Origin of the sequence: Dyella silvae (assembly GCF_026421305.1) — a bacterium.
Classification (GTDB): Bacteria; Pseudomonadota; Gammaproteobacteria; order Xanthomonadales; family Rhodanobacteraceae; genus Dyella; species Dyella silvae.
This window is the reverse complement of sequence record NZ_JAPJBQ010000002.1, coordinates 217,281-233,289: the sequence shown is the minus strand read 5'-3', so window position 1 is coordinate 233,289 and position 16,009 is coordinate 217,281. Positions and strand designations below refer to the sequence as shown.

At 57.2% G+C, this 16,009-nt stretch carries 12 protein-coding genes; 3 read left to right on the top strand and 9 right to left on the bottom strand.

The genetic code is table 11. The features are described from left to right. Positions 1-187 precede the first annotated feature (187 nt). Genes OQE56_RS05315 through OQE56_RS05305 form a run of 3 tightly spaced genes read left to right on the top strand, consistent with a single transcriptional unit; the run spans position 188 to position 4,062 of the window. A complete protein-coding gene (locus OQE56_RS05315) occupies positions 188-1,636 on the top strand; it encodes a UbiA family prenyltransferase (RefSeq protein WP_267222284.1) in 1,449 nt (482 codons plus the stop codon). Between the two features lie 58 nt (positions 1,637-1,694). Beyond that, a complete protein-coding gene (locus tag OQE56_RS05310; RefSeq protein ID WP_267222282.1) occupies positions 1,695-2,057 on the top strand; it encodes a hypothetical protein in 363 nt (120 codons plus the stop codon). Positions 2,058-2,061: 4 nt separating this feature from the next. Continuing rightward, positions 2,062-4,062, top strand: coding sequence for a hypothetical protein (locus OQE56_RS05305; protein WP_267222280.1), 2,001 nt, complete (start codon positions 2,062-2,064; stop codon positions 4,060-4,062). A gap of 338 nt (positions 4,063-4,400) precedes the next feature. Here the strand turns inward: OQE56_RS05305 and OQE56_RS05300 are convergent, their stop codons facing one another. Genes OQE56_RS05300 through OQE56_RS05260 form a run of 9 tightly spaced genes read right to left on the bottom strand, consistent with a single transcriptional unit; the run spans position 4,401 to position 15,812 of the window. Then, complete coding sequence (locus tag OQE56_RS05300) at positions 4,401-6,437, bottom strand: glycosyltransferase (RefSeq protein WP_267222278.1); 2,037 nt, start codon at positions 6,435-6,437, stop codon at positions 4,401-4,403. 55 nt (positions 6,438-6,492) lie between these two features. Continuing rightward, the gene (locus OQE56_RS05295) at positions 6,493-7,512 is read right to left on the bottom strand and encodes a glycosyltransferase family 4 protein (RefSeq protein WP_267222276.1); all 1,020 of its coding nucleotides are present in this window, start codon (positions 7,510-7,512) and stop codon (positions 6,493-6,495) included. Continuing rightward, on the bottom strand, positions 7,509-8,486 hold the full coding sequence (gene gmd, locus OQE56_RS05290) for a GDP-mannose 4,6-dehydratase (RefSeq protein ID WP_267222275.1): 978 nt from the start codon (positions 8,484-8,486) through the stop codon (positions 7,509-7,511). Before gmd ends, OQE56_RS05295 begins: the two co-directional genes overlap by 4 nt. After that, entirely contained in the window at positions 8,483-9,430 is a 948-nt protein-coding gene (locus tag OQE56_RS05285; RefSeq protein ID WP_267222274.1) for a GDP-mannose 4,6-dehydratase, read from the bottom strand. The genes gmd and OQE56_RS05285 overlap by 4 nt, the downstream gene beginning before the upstream one ends. Further along, positions 9,427-11,052 carry a methyltransferase domain-containing protein gene (locus OQE56_RS05280; protein WP_267222272.1) on the bottom strand — a complete coding sequence of 542 codons (1,626 nt, stop codon included), beginning with the start codon at positions 11,050-11,052 and terminating at the stop codon, positions 9,427-9,429. The genes OQE56_RS05285 and OQE56_RS05280 overlap by 4 nt, the downstream gene beginning before the upstream one ends. Before the next feature lie 43 nt (positions 11,053-11,095). Continuing rightward, positions 11,096-12,388: an ABC transporter ATP-binding protein gene (locus tag OQE56_RS05275; RefSeq protein ID WP_267222271.1), complete on the bottom strand. Its 1,293-nt coding sequence runs from the start codon at positions 12,386-12,388 to the stop codon at positions 11,096-11,098. Continuing rightward, positions 12,385-13,179 carry an ABC transporter permease gene (locus tag OQE56_RS05270; protein ID WP_267222270.1) on the bottom strand — a complete coding sequence of 265 codons (795 nt, stop codon included), beginning with the start codon at positions 13,177-13,179 and terminating at the stop codon, positions 12,385-12,387. Before OQE56_RS05270 ends, OQE56_RS05275 begins: the two co-directional genes overlap by 4 nt. 29 nt (positions 13,180-13,208) lie before the next feature. Further along, on the bottom strand, positions 13,209-14,591 hold the full coding sequence (locus OQE56_RS05265) for a glycosyltransferase family 4 protein (RefSeq protein ID WP_267222269.1): 1,383 nt from the start codon (positions 14,589-14,591) through the stop codon (positions 13,209-13,211). Between the two features lie 54 nt (positions 14,592-14,645). Continuing rightward, the gene (locus tag OQE56_RS05260; RefSeq protein ID WP_267222268.1) at positions 14,646-15,812 is read right to left on the bottom strand and encodes a trans-sulfuration enzyme family protein; all 1,167 of its coding nucleotides are present in this window, start codon (positions 15,810-15,812) and stop codon (positions 14,646-14,648) included. Between the last annotated feature and the right edge of the window lie 197 nt (positions 15,813-16,009).

Genomic DNA, 16,009 nt, shown 5'->3' with positions numbered 1-16,009 from the left:
ACGAGGCGGCACCGGATTGAATCCAGTACGTGGCAAGACCCAGAGCGGTCCAGATGGTGGGAGGGTCTCCTGAAAGGGCGGCCCGCGACTAAAGAAAGGGGACCCGGATCACCACCCATCGCCCTCATGGGCGTAACCCGACTGCGGCATCGTTCATACGCGATCTAAATGTTCTTCTGGAGGAAGCTTGAAGACATCTCCCCATGCGCAAGAAGCGCCGGCCACTGTTCCACTATGTGTCGATCTCGATGGCACGCTGCTGCGCAGTGACCTTTTGCTTGAATCTTTATTGGCGATGCTTGGAAAAGCCCCTTGGCTATCTCTGCTGGTGCCTGTCTGGCTTATGCGCGGCAGGGCCCAGTTGAAGCGCGAAATCGCCCATCGCGTCGCCCTCGACAACGCCAACCTTCCGTACGACCAGCGCGTCCTTGAGCTTCTCCGGACAACGGACTCGCGTCCGCGCGTGCTCTGCACGGCTTCAGACAGACTCCTGGCCGACTCCGTAGCGTCCGAGCTCGGGCTGTTTGAAGAAGTCATGGCTAGTGACGGTGATCGGAATCTCGCTGGGTCACATAAGGCCGAGGCACTTGTGGCTCGCTTTGGCAGCCGAGGATTTGACTACGCTGGAAACGAGCTTCGCGACATGAAGGTCTGGAAGCACGCTCGCCAGGCCTATGTCGTCAATGCCAACAGCGATCTGGCAGCGAAAGCCGCAACGGTATGCGAGGCGGTCCATGAGCTCGAGGCGGAGCGCCCGAGCGCACTGGCATGGATCAGGGCACTTCGCCTTCATCAATGGCTTAAGAACCTGCTCGTGTTTGTACCGCTCGTGGTCGCGCACTTGTTACTCGTACCCTCTGCTGTCGTACACGCGGGCGTAGCTTTCCTTCTTTTCGGCATCTGTGCCTCCAGCGTTTATCTGGTCAATGACCTTCTTGACCTGACCGCCGATCGACGGCACCCGCGCAAGCGGAACAGACCATTCGCATCTGGCCATCTGCCCATCCTCGGCGGAATGATTGCCGCACCTCTGCTGACACTGTTGTCTCTGGGCGGCGCATGGGCACTCTCTCCGGAATTTGCCCTGACCTTGCTGATTTACTACGTACTGACGACTGCCTACTCGCTCCGGCTCAAGCAGATAGCCATGTTGGATGTGGTGGTGTTGGCTGCGCTTTACACCATTCGCATCATTGCGGGCGCCGCTGCCATTGGGGTGGCTCCGTCGTTCTGGTTGCTCGCCTTCTCGATGTTCTTTTTCCTGAGTCTGGCAATTCTGAAGCGTTACACCGAATTGAACTCTCAGCGAGAACGGGGAATAAGCCAGGCCCATGGCCGCGGCTACCTCACCACAGACTATGAGCTTCTCGCATCGCTCGGCGGAGCCAGTGGCTATCTGAGCGTGCTCGTGCTCGCCCTGTACATCAACAGTACGGCGAGTGAGGAGCTCTACAGGCACCCACAGTTTCTCTGGATGCTGTGCCCGATGCTTCTGTACTGGATCAGCCGAATCTGGATCATCGCCCATCGCGGCGCCATGCACGATGACCCGGTCATCTTCGCCGCCACGGACAGAACCAGCCGAGTGATCTTTGTTCTTGGCGCCATCGTAGCGGTACTGGCCACCATTCACTGATGTACGCCGGCGGCTAACGATGTCGCCGAATCAACACATGCAAAGCGAGCGACGCTGAATGACACCATTCACCATTATCCAGATGCTATTGGCCATTCTGGCCAATACCGGTGCGACACTCCTGCTCAGAAGCGCGTCGACCTCAGGCGACGGGGCCGCGCTGATTAATCGAAGCGCAATGACCCATGGTGGTGGCGCACTGGTTCTTTACGGCGGCTCGTTCGTGCTCTACGCAGTCATCCTGCGAAAACTGCCCCCCTTTGTCGCCTACGCGATCATTACCTTCGGCACGCAGATTCTCCTGACCTGGCTTGCGTTCTCCAACTCGGCAACGGATAGCAAGGCCACCGCACTTGACCTTATTGCGCTTGGCTTCATTGCGACTGGCCTGATCACGCTCGCCGCCTCGCATGCACGGTGACCGAATGATTGGAGGGTTGATTCACTCGAAGCCAACACGCGAGAACCCGGCCGGCTGGCTTCCGTGGATCATCCTCGTGATCTCGCTGGGTTTTGCGGCCGTCGCTACTCCCGCGATGTATGGCGATGGAAAAGAGTACTTCCTCCAACTCATGTCTTTTGCGAAAGGGCATGGTCCGGCGCTTAACCTGCGTGACCTGGCTTACCTTAATAAGATTCAGGCAGCGCCTGGACGCACTCAAGTCCTCGACAAGGCTTCGAGCGAAGAGCTGGGCAAGGTGCTCTCATCAAAGCCAACCGGACAGGCATGCCTCTATACCTCGCGCGACGGTAAAATTTATGGCTGCCACTTCTTTGGGTACGCCGCACTAAGCGCGCCCTTTTTCTGGCTATTGAAGCTGTTCGGGCTGAACCCTCTTAACGCGTTTATTGTTTTCAACACTTTTTTGTTGGTCGGTGCCGCTCTGTTTGCACAGCGCTGGCTTCGCCTGCAGCCCGCGGTATATCTCACGACGCTCGCGGTTCTGTTGCTGACGGTCGGTATCTACTACATCAACTGGCCGCACCCAGAGGTCTTTACGGCCAGCCTCGCATTCTGCTCCTTTGTAGCGATGCTTCGAGGCGCGCGCAGATTCGCGTTCGTAAGCCTGGCCATGGCCTCCTGGCAGAATCCATCGGTCATCTTCTTTATCGTGCCGTTTGGTATCTGGGATCTGGTGACCATATGGCGGTCCGGTGCGGAACGGATCCAGCAAACCGTCCGACTAGGTCTGCGTCTGCTTCCAGGCGCACTGGTTTTCGCCGCGCCATTCCTCTTCTACTTCTGGAAATTCAGAGTATTCAGCCTTATCGCTGGCGGTGGTTACCTGGATAGATCACTGATCAGCCTGTCCAGGCTTTTGTCAGTGTTTGTCGATCCCAATCAGGGGCTTTTCTTCTGGTCGCCCATCGCACTTTTTATCCCCATTCTCACGGCCTGCTATTTCTATCGGGAGAAAGGCCGCAGAAGTACGATGTTATGCGTCGCCGGAGCAATTCTGGCATGCACTTTGGCGGCCCTGCCCACACTCGCACAGATCAACTGGAACGCCGGCTCGATGGGCCCCATTCGTTATTCGACCTGGCTCATTGCTCCCTTCATTGCGCTATCGACGTTCATGATGGCGGAGCTGAGTCCAAAGTCACGGCACCTCATGAGCCTGTGCGTGGCTGCGCTTTGCTTTCAGCTGCTTTGGACGATTCGGCTCGCCGGTCTTCCGGCGAATGTCTATTATCTCCGCCTCCAGCCAGCAGCCAATTTCTTTATCCAGAATGCACCAAGGCTGATACCTTGGGACGCGGAGATCCTGTACGAAAGGATCCGGGGCACAGAAGGGTGGGATGGCCCCCAGACAGTCAGTGTCCCATCAACTGATGAATCGGGCTTCGTCATGTTGACCGTCGCCCGCCCGGGTGAGTCGATTGCATCCGTCTGCGGACTTAATGCAGCGATTGCCTTCCCGAACGGACGGCCCGCTGGGCCAGCGGCAAAGGCCGGGGCCGGCGAAGTGCTCGCGGGCAAACATCGGTGCGTCTATGGCACCCATTCATCTGTCTACCCCACAACAAGCGGTCTTGGTCAACTTGTCCTGAAGTCAGGGTTTGCACAGCCCGAGTCGTGGGGCACGTGGGCCGTAGGTCAAGAATCGTTGATAGCGATTCCCTTGAATGTCCCCAAGAGCGACCTGAGCGTCACTCTTTGGTTGAGAGCATTCGATGGTTACAAGCATTTGCCCACCAACGTGACGATCAACGACTGCCAGGCCGCGAACTTCGACGTAACAAGCGACGCCATCAAGCCCTATAAGGTGGTCGTGCCGTCTCGCTGCCTGGAAGCGACCAATGGCCAGTTGCTCATCAAGTTAACTCAGGGTAACGAGATCAAACTTCCTGCGGATCTCGGGTATCCCGCAGGCGACTCTCGTCGCCTCTCCATTTCGCTGTCGAAGGTCGACATCGGAGATTGACGACAGATTCTTGGCATCGAATGATGCCAAGAATCCCTCCGTCCTGAGCCATTTGCTCAGAAACCACCAACTGTGCGGGTACCACTGACTATTCAGATTGGCGGCGACCAGATTTTGAGCGGTGCCAGCAAGCGCCGATTGCCAAAACACATCAAATGATCAAGCGTCCCGCGAGGACACACGCGTCGTCGGATGCTCTTAGCCAAAGGATGACGATGCCGGAGCACATCGATGGTCTGACGCAGAGGTCGACTCAGTCATTCCTTCGTGATCGTTATCGACCCGTCTATGGGGCTTCCGTTATGTCGATTGGAACAGCGCCGGAGATGTAGGACAGGCTACAAGGTGGCCCGATACAGGTCCCGATACTGCATGAGCTCCTCGCCCAACTCGACGGCGTACTTGTTGGCACCGCGCTCAAAATTCTCCCAGAAGCCGGGCGTATTCTGCCAATGCCCTTCGGCCAACAGAAGTTCGATATAGCGCCCGCGGTGCTTTCGGTACAACAGAGCATCTTTCTCGAAGAACTTGTTTCGCTCGGCAGACGATTCACGAACCTGGTCTCTACGATGCGCAGGATGGAACACTCTGACGTCGTTACTGTACGGGACGTTCCCCAAAGTCTGCATACGCCAGCCAAACTCAGTGTCTTCGCGAAAATGTGGCTCGTCGAAAGCCAGGTCGAAGCCGTCGAGGGCTTGAAACACTTCATTGCGCACGAGCAGGTTCGCGGTCATGAAGCCGAGCCCGGCGAAATTGACGTTGCTGACAGAGCGCCACTCGGGATCATCCAAGTGGTCCGATTCGACTCGTCCTTCTATTCCGACCACATCGGGCTGCTCCAGGAGCCTCAATGCGTGGCGCAGCCAGTCGGGCAGCGGCTCACAATCGTCATCCGTAAATGCGATCACCGCACCGGTGGCCAGTTCTCCTCCGGTGTTACGTGACACCACTGCCCCTTTTACGGGCGAATGTACGTAGGTGAGCTGAAAGGTCCAGGGCTTAGTCGAGCCATGCCAGGGCGAGGCCGACTGATCGATCACAATGACTTCAAAGCTCCGCTCTGTCTGAGCCTCCAGGCGTTCGAACAACCTATCGAGGTGACCGGGCCTTTCATAACTGGGAATAATGACGGAAAACGACTTCCGTCCCTCGTGCTTGGCGGCATAGAAAGCGCGTAGAAGCATTCCTGTGCGAGGCGAAATGCGTTCCCATGCGTAGTGATTTTCGACAAGCTTGCGCGCATTCCCTGCCAACTCATCACGCTGCTCCGCATGAGCCAGCAGCTCCCGTAGTGCCTTAGGCGTCTGTGTACGAGACGCGAGCCGAAACGCCGCCCTTCCCGTCTGAATGATGCCGCGCGCACCCGGCGCCGTCGTAAGCACCGGAACACCAGCCGCCATGAAGTCAAACATCTTTATGCTGGTTCCCGAACCCTGGGACAACGGATTGAGCGACACATCCGCAGCCGTAAGCCATAAACGCTTTTCGGCCTCATCCAGCACACCGAGCGTCCTTACGTTCCCGGGAATCGGCACCTGCTGCAGTGCTGCATTGCACCCCCCGACAATGGCAAAGCACACGTCGGCAAACCGTGTGGCGAGCTCTGTGGCTATGTAGTGCGCGGCATCATTGTTGGGGCCGTAGTTGCTGCCCACAAAAATACATACCGACTGATCTAACCCAAGCTCGGCTTTCGCAGCTGCTCGCGTTTGTTTATTCGCCGGCGCTGCATCGAAGGCGAAAATCCCATTTGGAACGATGCGCAACTTCGACATGGGCAGATCGAAAAGTGCTGCAAATGTTTGCCGATCATCGTGCGAACACGTGAGGATCAAATCTGCCCGCCGGCAAAGGTCGTACTCAGCTTCGACTACCGTCTGCAAGACATCCGCTGCTTCAGTCAGATCGCCAAGCAGATCCGTTCGCAGAACCGCCTCGACGTTTTGCGAGTCGTACACCACCAGTTGCGCGGGAGAAAGGGAATCAGCGAGCGGGGGGAACGCCCACGGATGGGAGAAGACCACGACATCGGCTTTGGCCATGTGCTCACGCGCCACCGTGAGAAACTCAGGCGAGAGATGAACTTGTTTCGGAAAGAGGCAATCGATAACCACCCGGCCATGTATACGATCGGATGCCGCCTTGGCGGCGGCATGATGAGCATCGCTCAGCGGAACCACAATCTCCCGCAGCCCGGTAGTGAGCTGGTGTTCGCGCTTGGGCTCACCCTGCCAGTCGTAACTTCCGACATAAGTGGCAGCAATATTGGGCCCGAGGGCGTGATAAAGCCCGAGTAAGCGCTGCCGCCCGCCACCCACCGCCGGGGTGATTGGCTGCATATCGATAATGACCACATTGAGTTGCTTCGTCACGCCCTACCCCGTCCTTCCCATCAATCTTCGAGTACCACTGCCTATACCAAGCCAACTACGCTCTGGCCGCTTCCAGTAGTGTCTCCGCGATTTGAGACCACCGCAGACTGTTGACCCAATCATGTCCACGCCGCCCCATCGCCTTGCTCTCTTCCGGACGCTCATATAGCCAGTCGATCGCCGCGGCAATGGATTTCGGGTCAGGCTTGGTAATCATCCCGCCGTTTTGCTGCCGAACGATTAACGCGGCCTCTCCAGAGTCTTCGCATGTAACGACGGGCTTCCCACTGGCAAAAGCCTCGAGGGTCACGTATCCGTAGTCCTCGTTCTGAGGAGTAAACGGCACGGCCAGACAGCGTGCGTAGTGGTCCACAAGCACGTCTTCGGTCACCCTGCCAAGAAAGACAACGTTGGGCAGATCCTTCGCCAGACGCTTAAGTTCTGCCTCTGCCTCGCCCGTTCCCGCCAGTACGAGGCGAAGCGGACTTCGTACGTGCCGCATCGCCTTGACGACCAGGTCAGTCCGCTTCCAGCTATGAAGCCTTCCTGGCAAAAAGAGGAAGGGCTCGGAAGGCTCTTCGTGGAAAGGATTCTGCCAAAGCGGCGGATGCATGACGCCCGCTTCCATCCTGTTCCACACGCGCAGCCGATCTGATACTTCATGGCCTATGGAGAACACGGCTTTGCAGCCTGGGCGCTCCAATCCCTTTGTGTCGAGCAGATGAATCAGATCCTGCTGTTGTAGCAGGCCGCCCGGCGCATTGGGAAACAGGCGCGCGAACATGTCATAGAACGCGCGAATCGTGTGGACCAGATAACAAACATGCCCCGGGTGGCGAACCATCCACGTCGGCGCCTTCGTCGACACAATGACGTCGTATTCCGACAGATCCAAATCGTAAAAGTAGAGGTAGTTCTCCAGAATACGCTCGAATGTCGATTCATCCGTCCTTAGAGTCACCTCTTCGGCCTGATGACCAAGATCGGCAAACGCCTGCACCAATGCTTGGTACAGGCGCTCAGCCCCACCCTCTTCGCCAGACGATGAGCGAACGGTGACTACCGCTACCTTCATGAGCCGGAAACTTCCAGACGCCTCAGGTCGCTGTCGACCATCATGGCAATAAGCTGTTCCAGAGACGTCTTCGGCTCCCAGCCGAGGCCGGCCTTCGCCTTTGCTGGATTGCCCAACAGGATATCCACTTCAGCAGGACGGAAGAATTCAGGATCGATGACGACGTAATCCTGATAGTTGAGACCGACATGCTTGAACGCGATTTCGCACATGGCGCGGACCGTCGTCGTGGTACCCGTGGCGACGACATAGTCGCTGGCTTCGTCCTGCTGCAACATGGCCCACATGGCTTCTACATAATCGCCGGCGAAACCCCAGTCGCGCTGCGCGTCGATATTGCCGAGGCGAAGTTCCTTCTGCAGGCCCTTCTTGATGCGCGCAACGGCTTGGGTCACTTTGCGGGTGACAAATTCAGGACCGCGCAGCGGCGACTCATGATTGAAGAGAATGCCGCTGGAAGCATGCAAGCCGAAGCTTTCGCGATAGTTGACCGTTGCCCAATGGGCCATCAGCTTCGCTACACCATAGGGGCTGCGCGGATAGAAGGGCGTATTCTCATCCTGCTTTGCAGCCTGGATAAGGCCAAACATCTCGCTGGTGGACGCCTGATAGAAGCGCGCCTTGGCATCGACAATACGCACCGCCTCGAGAACATTGACGGCGCCCACGCCGGTCACCTGCGCGGTGAGAATGGGCTGCGACCACGATGTGCCGACGAAACTCTGCGCCCCGAGGTTATAGACCTCCTGGGGACGCGCCATTTCCATAGCGCGAATCAACGAGGTGACGTCAGTAAGGTCACCATCGATCAGAGATACATCGCGTTCAACGCCCAGCTCACGCAGCCGCCAAAGGCTGTCGGAGCCACGGCGCGCCATGAGGCCATGGACCTTGTAACCCTTCTCAAGCAGCAGCTTGGCGAGATAGGCGCCGTCTTGGCCGGTGATGCCGGTGATCAATGCACTTTTGCTCATTGCGTGACCTTCGTCCTAAAAGTTTCAAGAATTTGTTGAAGTGATGAATCAAGTGATATGGCTGGCCGCCAGCCCGTGTCGTCCGTCAGCTTCTTAGCGCTGGCAACCATCCGACGCTGCTCACTCGGGCGCAGTCTGGACGCGTCCTGGACAATCTCGGGCGTCACGCCAACCAGCGCACAAAGCCTTTCTAAAATGTCGCGAACAGTTGTCTCGTTTCCGGATGCAACGTTGTACAACTCTCCTGCACGGCCCGAACGCAAAAGCATGGCGTACGCGCGAACCACATCCCTCACATCGCAGAAATCCCGGGTAACGTCGATATCGCCAACCTCGATGATGGGAGGCTGCAAGCCTTGGGCAATACGCGCCACCTGCTTGGCGAATCCCGGCACGACAAACTGCTCATGCTGACCCGGACCGATGTGGTTGAAGGGGCGAACGACAATAACGTCCAGGCCTGCGCTCAAATGATACTGTTTGCACAACAGCTCGGCCGAAACTTTGCTTACTGCGTAAGGGCTTCTCGGGGCCGGAGGACGAGACTCATCAACGGGCAAGGCTTCTTCAGGTACGGCGCCATAAACATCACCTGAGCTGATATAGAGCATCCGACCGCTGAACTTGAGCTCTTTCAGGGCCTCAAGAATATTCAGGGTGCCGAACAGGTTCACCTCAAAGGTATCTTGAGGCTCAACGAATGATGCCGGCACAAAACTACGCGCGGCCAAATGAATGACCTGATCGGGCTTTACTTCTGAAAGTTCTTCTTTGACGGCCTTGGCGTCGCGAATATCCAGCCCATGCGAAGCTGCGATTAGCTCACAGGACCCAAATACTCCTTCAGCAACCAACTTGGCAACGTGACCCCCAACGAAGCCCGTCCCGCCCGTTACGTAGAGCCGTGTTGCCTTATCCGAAAGCTGAGAGATGGGCGAATTCATGCTTTTCGCGCCACGATGGCGTAATCCGGCGCAGCGGTGAACCATCCGATCATTTCATTCATCTGCGACGCATTTGGCTGATCTGCCGGCACAGTTTCCAACTGCGATACGCCACGATGCTCCTTGAGGCGGTGAATCGTTGCATCGACGTAACCACGATTGGTAACGGTCCACTGCAATAGCGGGGGCGGAATAGGGTTGCGGTGCGTCGGATCCATATAGAACCAGCAGGCGCCTACCGTGATGTTCTCCGGATTAGGCGTTTCGAGCGCCAAGAGCCCACCGTCCTTAAGAACACGCATAGCCTCGTCAAGCAACTGGATCAATACTGCCTGAGGCAAGTGCTCAACGAGGTGCATGGACGTAATAGCCGCCACCGAGGCATCCGACAGACCACGCAGGTATGTCAGCGCATCTGCCTCTACCACATCGAGACCATGTGCGATCGAGTCATCCAGCATCACCGGATTCATATCAACGCCGCGAGCTTGATATCCCCGCTCACGAAGCAGCTCCAACCATTCGCCGCGACCGCATCCCAAATCAATCACCAAACCAGAAGATGGCGTCACTCCTGCAGCTGCGAGGTGATCGAGATAATGTTCAGCACGCTTCTTGATGTCGTCCCTGGTGCCACGGAACGTGTCCTCAAACGAGGTGTACTCCGCATCAAGAATGGAAGTGGCTGCCTCTGACGTGCCCTGCACTCCAGCAGAACCTGACACCGGGTTCGACGATGCCAAGGTCATCAACTTCCTCTGCAGATCGATTAGGCCGCGGCGGCTCTCATTAACTGCCGAGACCAACGAATTGGGAGAAACGTCGCGCCAGCTCCCCTGATGAGCTTCGTACTTCGCTTTTACGTGGGCGAGCTCAGCGCGCAAAGCGCGAATGTCTTCTCGTATCTCAGACAAATCGCGCGCTAGCGTGGCCTGTCTCGCCTCAATGACGCGTTGCATTGTGGCATTGGCGCGCTCATCGAGATCTTCATGGATAACCTTGAAATGCTGCTCAAGGGTCTCTTCGATTCGCCCAACCAGACCAACCATCGCCTGGGACGTCCGTCCGGAATGCGTGGCCAACGACTGCAGCTGATTCGGCAGACGAACGAGCGTCAGGCCAAATGAAGCCAATCGACCGATGAGAGGAATGCGGCGGAGGTTTTGCAGTCTATAGGGGATGAGCAGACCGTCGATATGGACGCCCAGGCGCTGGCCCTCCTCGGAAAACCGGATGCTGCCGAGCACTTGCACACGACTCCGCTGCCCAGATCGCAGGGCATCAAGATGATGCTTGTAGCCTTGTTGATCCGCTGGGCGACGCAGGACAACCCGGTAAACGGTCGAGACGAATTCTTCGTCCCACAGCTGCAAGAATTCGGCGAGGCGGTAGCTGTCCTTTACCGGCAGTCTGGAGCCAAAACCATTCCAACGAGGCAAGCGCTGCTGGCCATCATTTTCAACAGAACGTCCGGCATCCTCTTCTCTCGAGAGGAGACGGCGGCGCTCAACTTCTGCACGTACGCGCCGCATTAGCTCGTCGATAGATAGTGATGCGCTAACCGGAAATAACGAAGCCGGTTCTGCAACGCGATCTTGTTTCGACTGCTCGTCATCTTTCATGCTTATTACCTCGAATTCCGTTGAAATGCTGCCTTCCAATCCATTATCGGCCAGTGACCAGTCGTGGCCCGCCCTGCGCATCAGAGGCAGACTCCAACGACATATTTTGGCCATTGCAGTCGATAGTCACCTGAGGAGGGACCCAGGTAGATCCAACGAACGGGGCGCGTTGCGTATTGGCCACGGTAAAGATGAGCGCCAGATCGCGCCACTCGAAATTGTCGACCAAATGCGTTTCCGTACTGGACAAGGCCACGGATACCGAATAGCTGCCCACGCCCAGGTTCATGGCGAAACGCGCATGCAATTCAAACTCGTCCCCCGGATTGGCATTTTCGATCACCTGCTCGGCATACGACGTATTCGTGCCAAACATGGCCTGACCAAGCCGATCGCGGATCATGTAACCAATGACCAGCTGCTCGATCGGTGCATTCACGCGCACGCGAATGACCAGGTCAACAGGATCTCCGACGCCCACGTACTCCAGCGAACGCCCTTGGTCATCTTGTAGCCAGATGCGCTCTACGGTGGCCTCTCCGGTGCCCGACGTAGTGGCCGTCTGCCCATCGGCAGCACTGACCTGGCGGATGGAGCCGTTCTCCTTTTCCGCGATCAGTGCGTTGTAGAGGTCCATCACCTCTTGCGGCGACGCATCGGCAATCAGCTGTCCCTTTTCGAGCATCACAGCCCGATCACAAAGTGCCTGTATCGCCCCTTTGTCGTGGGACACGATAAGCAGCGTGGTCCCCTCTTCACGAAACTGCCGGATCCGCTTGAAACATTTATGGACGAAGTAGGCGTCGCCTACCGACAAGGCCTCGTCGACGATAAGCACATCCGGGCGCATGGCTGTGGCCAGACTAAAGGCCACACGCATTTGCATACCACTGGAATAGGTCCGCATGGGCTCGTCGAAGTACGCGCCAATCTCCGCGAACGCCTCAATCTCAGGTAGCAGCATCTGAATCTGACTACGCGAGAAACCCATAAGCCCCGCGCTGTGCTCTACATTTTGGCGACCCGTCAGATCGGGATTGAAGCCCATGCCGAGTTCAAGGATGGCTGCAATCCTGCCGCTCGCTGTAACGCCACCTTCCGTCGCACCCAGCGTACCGGTGACGATCTTCAATAGCGTACTTTTGCCAGCGCCGTTCTGCCCGACAATGCCCACCGCCTCGCCACGGCGAACAACGAAATTGATATTCCGAAGAACCCAGTGCTCCTTAATGCGAGAGGAGCGCAAGCCAAACCACATGCCAAAACGGCGCCATTCGCTACCATATTCGCGATACGACTTGCCGACATTCGTTACGGTGAGCGCTGCATCCGTCATAGCACGTCCACCATGTCCGGAGCTGCTTTGCGGAACAAGAACAGCGAGATGACAAGCAGTACCAGTGATGCAATCACTACCGGAACGAAGTTCATGGCGTCCAGGCCGTGCCCGTAAACCAGTGTTTGCTGGTATCCATCGATAATCCAGTACATCGGGTTGAGCTGCATGAGCGAGTGCAGGCTAGGCGGAACAATCGACGCCATGTACACCACCGGGGTGAGCCAGAACCAAAGCTGCAGCACCACCATCATGAACTGTGCAATGTCACGCACAAACACGTTCAGCACGCCCAGCAAAAGCCCCAACCCGAGCGAGAAAGCAGCGGTAATCACCATGAGCACCGGCATCCACAACAGCGCGATGACAGGGAAATGGCCGAGCATGGCAAAGACGACGATCATGACCAGGAACAACATGACGTTGTTCACAAGAGCCGAACCCACCGTAATGAGGGGAAGGCAGACTCTTGGGAAGACGATCTTCTTCAGCAGGCGGCCATTGTCCACGAACACCGTCAGCGACCGGCTGACGATCTCATTGAATAACGACCAGCCCTGCATGCCAGCCAGCAGATAGATTGAGTATGCGTAGGGATTGCTAATACCTGGCAATTTCGCCGACATGATGCGGGAAAGCACAAGCGAGTAGATCGCCACCTGCGCCAAAGGCTGCAGGATCATCCATAGAGCACCCAGCTTGCTTCGCGCAAAGCGCGAACGCAGATCATTCTTGATCGACGATACGATGAAATGGCGATAGCGCCAGACTGCCTCAAGCATCTCGTTCATAAATGCTCTTCCGCGTAACTAAACGTCATTCACTGCTCCCCAATTTTTTCGGCGACCGCGACCTCCAGACCAAGCTTTCGCTGGATCTGCTGAAGCCGCCGAATAGCCACATCACTGCTTTGCTTGTGCGAATGGTGCAGGCGCATGTATTCAGCGGCCCTATGCCCCAAAGCGCTTCCGAACTCGGGTTCGTCTGCGAGCTTCCGCATGTATCGTGCAGCGTCCTCGATATTGGGATTTGCCCAATACTGACCCTCGCCATAAACGTAATCACCCTGCCTCAGGCGCGTCATGGAGAAATCCACAAGGCAGCTGTTATCGGACTTCATGAATTCAAGGTTGCCGGAGTAACCCGTGCCAATGACGGCTTTACCGAGATACATGGACTCGGCGAGACCCAGGCCAAAACCTTCTGATCGATGGAGAGATACGTAGGCATCCACCCCATTCACCAGCTCGAGCATCTGGTGACGCGATACAAAACCATCACTGACCACAATGCGGCGATCCTCCGCGGCACGTGACAAAAGCTGGTAGTACTGCCTCCGGAACAACTCACCATTGATCGACTTGATGATCAGACGCACATCGCTTCTTTCAGCCGGAAAGGCCAAGCGAAAAGCATCGATCAAAGCGCAAGGGTTTTTCCGCTCGACGTACGAATGAAAGTCGAAGTTGAAAAGAAACGTGAACGGCCCTGCTTCGGACTCCCCCCGTTTCACCCCCGACAACTGACTTGTATCGACTTCGACCGCCATCGGAATCAGCGTGATTGGCTTGTCCGTGACTTTCGCGAAAGCAGCTTTGACGAACTCGGAAGAGACCCAAATCTCGTCGACAAGATCAATGGAAGGCAGCCACTGTTCCGGAATCTCTTCCAGCTCCCAAAACCAATAGCCGATTCGATAGTGCGCATCGCTGCCGCGAACGGCCTGGATGGCATCACGCAACTGATCTGGATTGACGAAGAAGACGTCAATCTCATGCTGTGCGTCGCGCTCGGTATCGGGCGCGAGCGAGTCGTCGGTGTTGCGACTCTCTTCGAGCACGTTGGCGTCGATCAGCGCCATAGGAAAGCGCCTGGCGCGCAAGGCCCTCGCGAAGGAACGAACGTTCTCCGCCAGCCCCAATCCGCCACGCACGTACCCGATCAGATTGACGCCGTGCCCCTGCAGGACTTCCTGAGGGACTGCCACCGCTTGTGGCATGGGCGTCGAAGCGGGTTCGCCCTGGCTATCACGAGCGCCTGCAGGAAAAACCAGCGTTGTTTGTGGACCGGCCGCAGCGCTTAGCAGGGACCGGTGCACGCGTGCCTTGAGTGCCTTGGGTAAACAGGCAGAAATCCTGGAATACAACGACGTCGAACCCATGCGACCTATCGCCCGCAAAAGCGCGAGCGCCATACGACGCATGCCACTTGCCGATGTCATTCCTGCCTTTTCCATACTCACTGCCCCGGCGACGGCTTAGGCAAGAGCTGCTTGCAGTTCTTCACGAAGATCTGCCAAGTCTTCAACGCCCACGGACAGTCGAATCAAGCTGTCGCTGATGCCAAGACGCTTCCGATTGGCTGCCGGAACCGATGCGTGAGTCATGATGGCCGGATGCTCGATCAGACTCTCAACACCGCCCAGCGACTCCGCAAGCGCAAACAGGCGGCAACGCTCAAGCATGCGCTTTGCCTTGCGCAAGCCGCCTTTTACTTCGATGGAAATGATGCCGCCGAAGCCATCCATCTGGCGCTTGGCAAGGGCATGCTGAGGATGGCTCTTGAGCCCGGGATAGATAACCCGGTCCACCTGGGGATGGGCTTCAAGCCAGCGGGCCAGTTCCAGCGCGCTCTCGCAGTGCGCCTTCATTCGAAGATGGAGCGTCTTTAAGCCACGCATGGCGAGGAACGAGTCGAATGGCCCACCCACAGCGCCAACTGAGTTCTGCAGGAACCCCATCTGCTCTGCCAGGTGCTCGCTGCCTGCCACCACAACGCCACCCACCATGTCGGAATGGCCGTTGAGATACTTGGTGGCCGAATGCAGGACCAAGTCCGCGCCAAGCTCCAGCGGGCGCTGCAGCATGGGTGAGCAGAACGTGTTGTCCACCACAAGGATCAGGCCATGCTTCTTGGCGAACTTCGCGACCTTGCTCAGGTCGACCAGTTTCAGCATGGGGTTGGTCGGGGTTTCCGCCCAGATCATCCGCGTATTGGGCTTAAGTGCCGCCTTGAGCGCTGCTTCGTCATTCAGATCGACAAAACTGAAGTCGAGCCCCGCGGAGCGGCGGCGTACCCGCTCGAAAAGCCGATAGGTGCCGCCGTACAGGTCATCCATGGCGATCACATGGCTGCCGCTATCCAGCAAGTCCAGGGTGGTCGCCGCAGCGGCCAGACCGGAGCCGAAAGCGAAGCCGGCCTCCCCGCCTTCCAGGGCTGCCACACAGCGCTCGTACGCCATGCGCGTAGGATTTTGCGTCCTGGAGTATTCGTAGCCCTTATGCTTGCCGGGGCTCTCCTGGACATAGGTCGAGGTGGCGTAGATGGGCGTCATAATCGCGCCGGTGCTCGGATCGGGACTCTGGCCAGCGTGAATCGCCAATGTTCCCAGGCCCATCTTTGGTCGCTTGTCACCGGTTTTCATAACGTCCACGCCCCTATAAGGCTACTCAGGTAGGTAAAGGGACATATCTTACCCTCTGCCCTTCCCCGCCGATACGCCGACCTCAAACGACGGCTTAACGCACGGCACCCGGTGGCTCGGCCATCTCCTGGGAACTTGCTTGGTCGGGCGGGTGATAACAGGCATCATTATGCGATGTTTGCGGCAGCATCTCGTTG

What these genes read in the sequence shown, in the direction of transcription:
- OQE56_RS05310 (WP_267222282.1), top strand. Translation starts at nt 1,695, where the DNA reads ATGACACCATTCACCATTATCCAGATGCTATTGGCCATTCTGGCCAAT.
- OQE56_RS05305 (WP_267222280.1), top strand. Translation starts at nt 2,062, where the DNA reads ATGATTGGAGGGTTGATTCACTCGAAGCCAACACGCGAGAACCCGGCC.
- OQE56_RS05295 (WP_267222276.1), bottom strand. Translation starts at nt 7,512, where the DNA reads ATGAAGGTAGCGGTAGTCACCGTTCGCTCATCGTCTGGCGAAGAGGGT.
- gmd (WP_267222275.1), bottom strand. Translation starts at nt 8,486, where the DNA reads ATGAGCAAAAGTGCATTGATCACCGGCATCACCGGCCAAGACGGCGCC.
- OQE56_RS05285 (WP_267222274.1), bottom strand. Translation starts at nt 9,430, where the DNA reads ATGAATTCGCCCATCTCTCAGCTTTCGGATAAGGCAACACGGCTCTAC.
- OQE56_RS05280 (WP_267222272.1), bottom strand. Translation starts at nt 11,052, where the DNA reads ATGAAAGATGACGAGCAGTCGAAACAAGATCGCGTTGCAGAACCGGCT.
- OQE56_RS05275 (WP_267222271.1), bottom strand. Translation starts at nt 12,388, where the DNA reads ATGACGGATGCAGCGCTCACCGTAACGAATGTCGGCAAGTCGTATCGC.
- OQE56_RS05270 (WP_267222270.1), bottom strand. Translation starts at nt 13,179, where the DNA reads ATGAACGAGATGCTTGAGGCAGTCTGGCGCTATCGCCATTTCATCGTA.
- OQE56_RS05265 (WP_267222269.1), bottom strand. Translation starts at nt 14,591, where the DNA reads ATGCGTCGTATGGCGCTCGCGCTTTTGCGGGCGATAGGTCGCATGGGT.
- OQE56_RS05260 (WP_267222268.1), bottom strand. Translation starts at nt 15,812, where the DNA reads ATGAAAACCGGTGACAAGCGACCAAAGATGGGCCTGGGAACATTGGCG.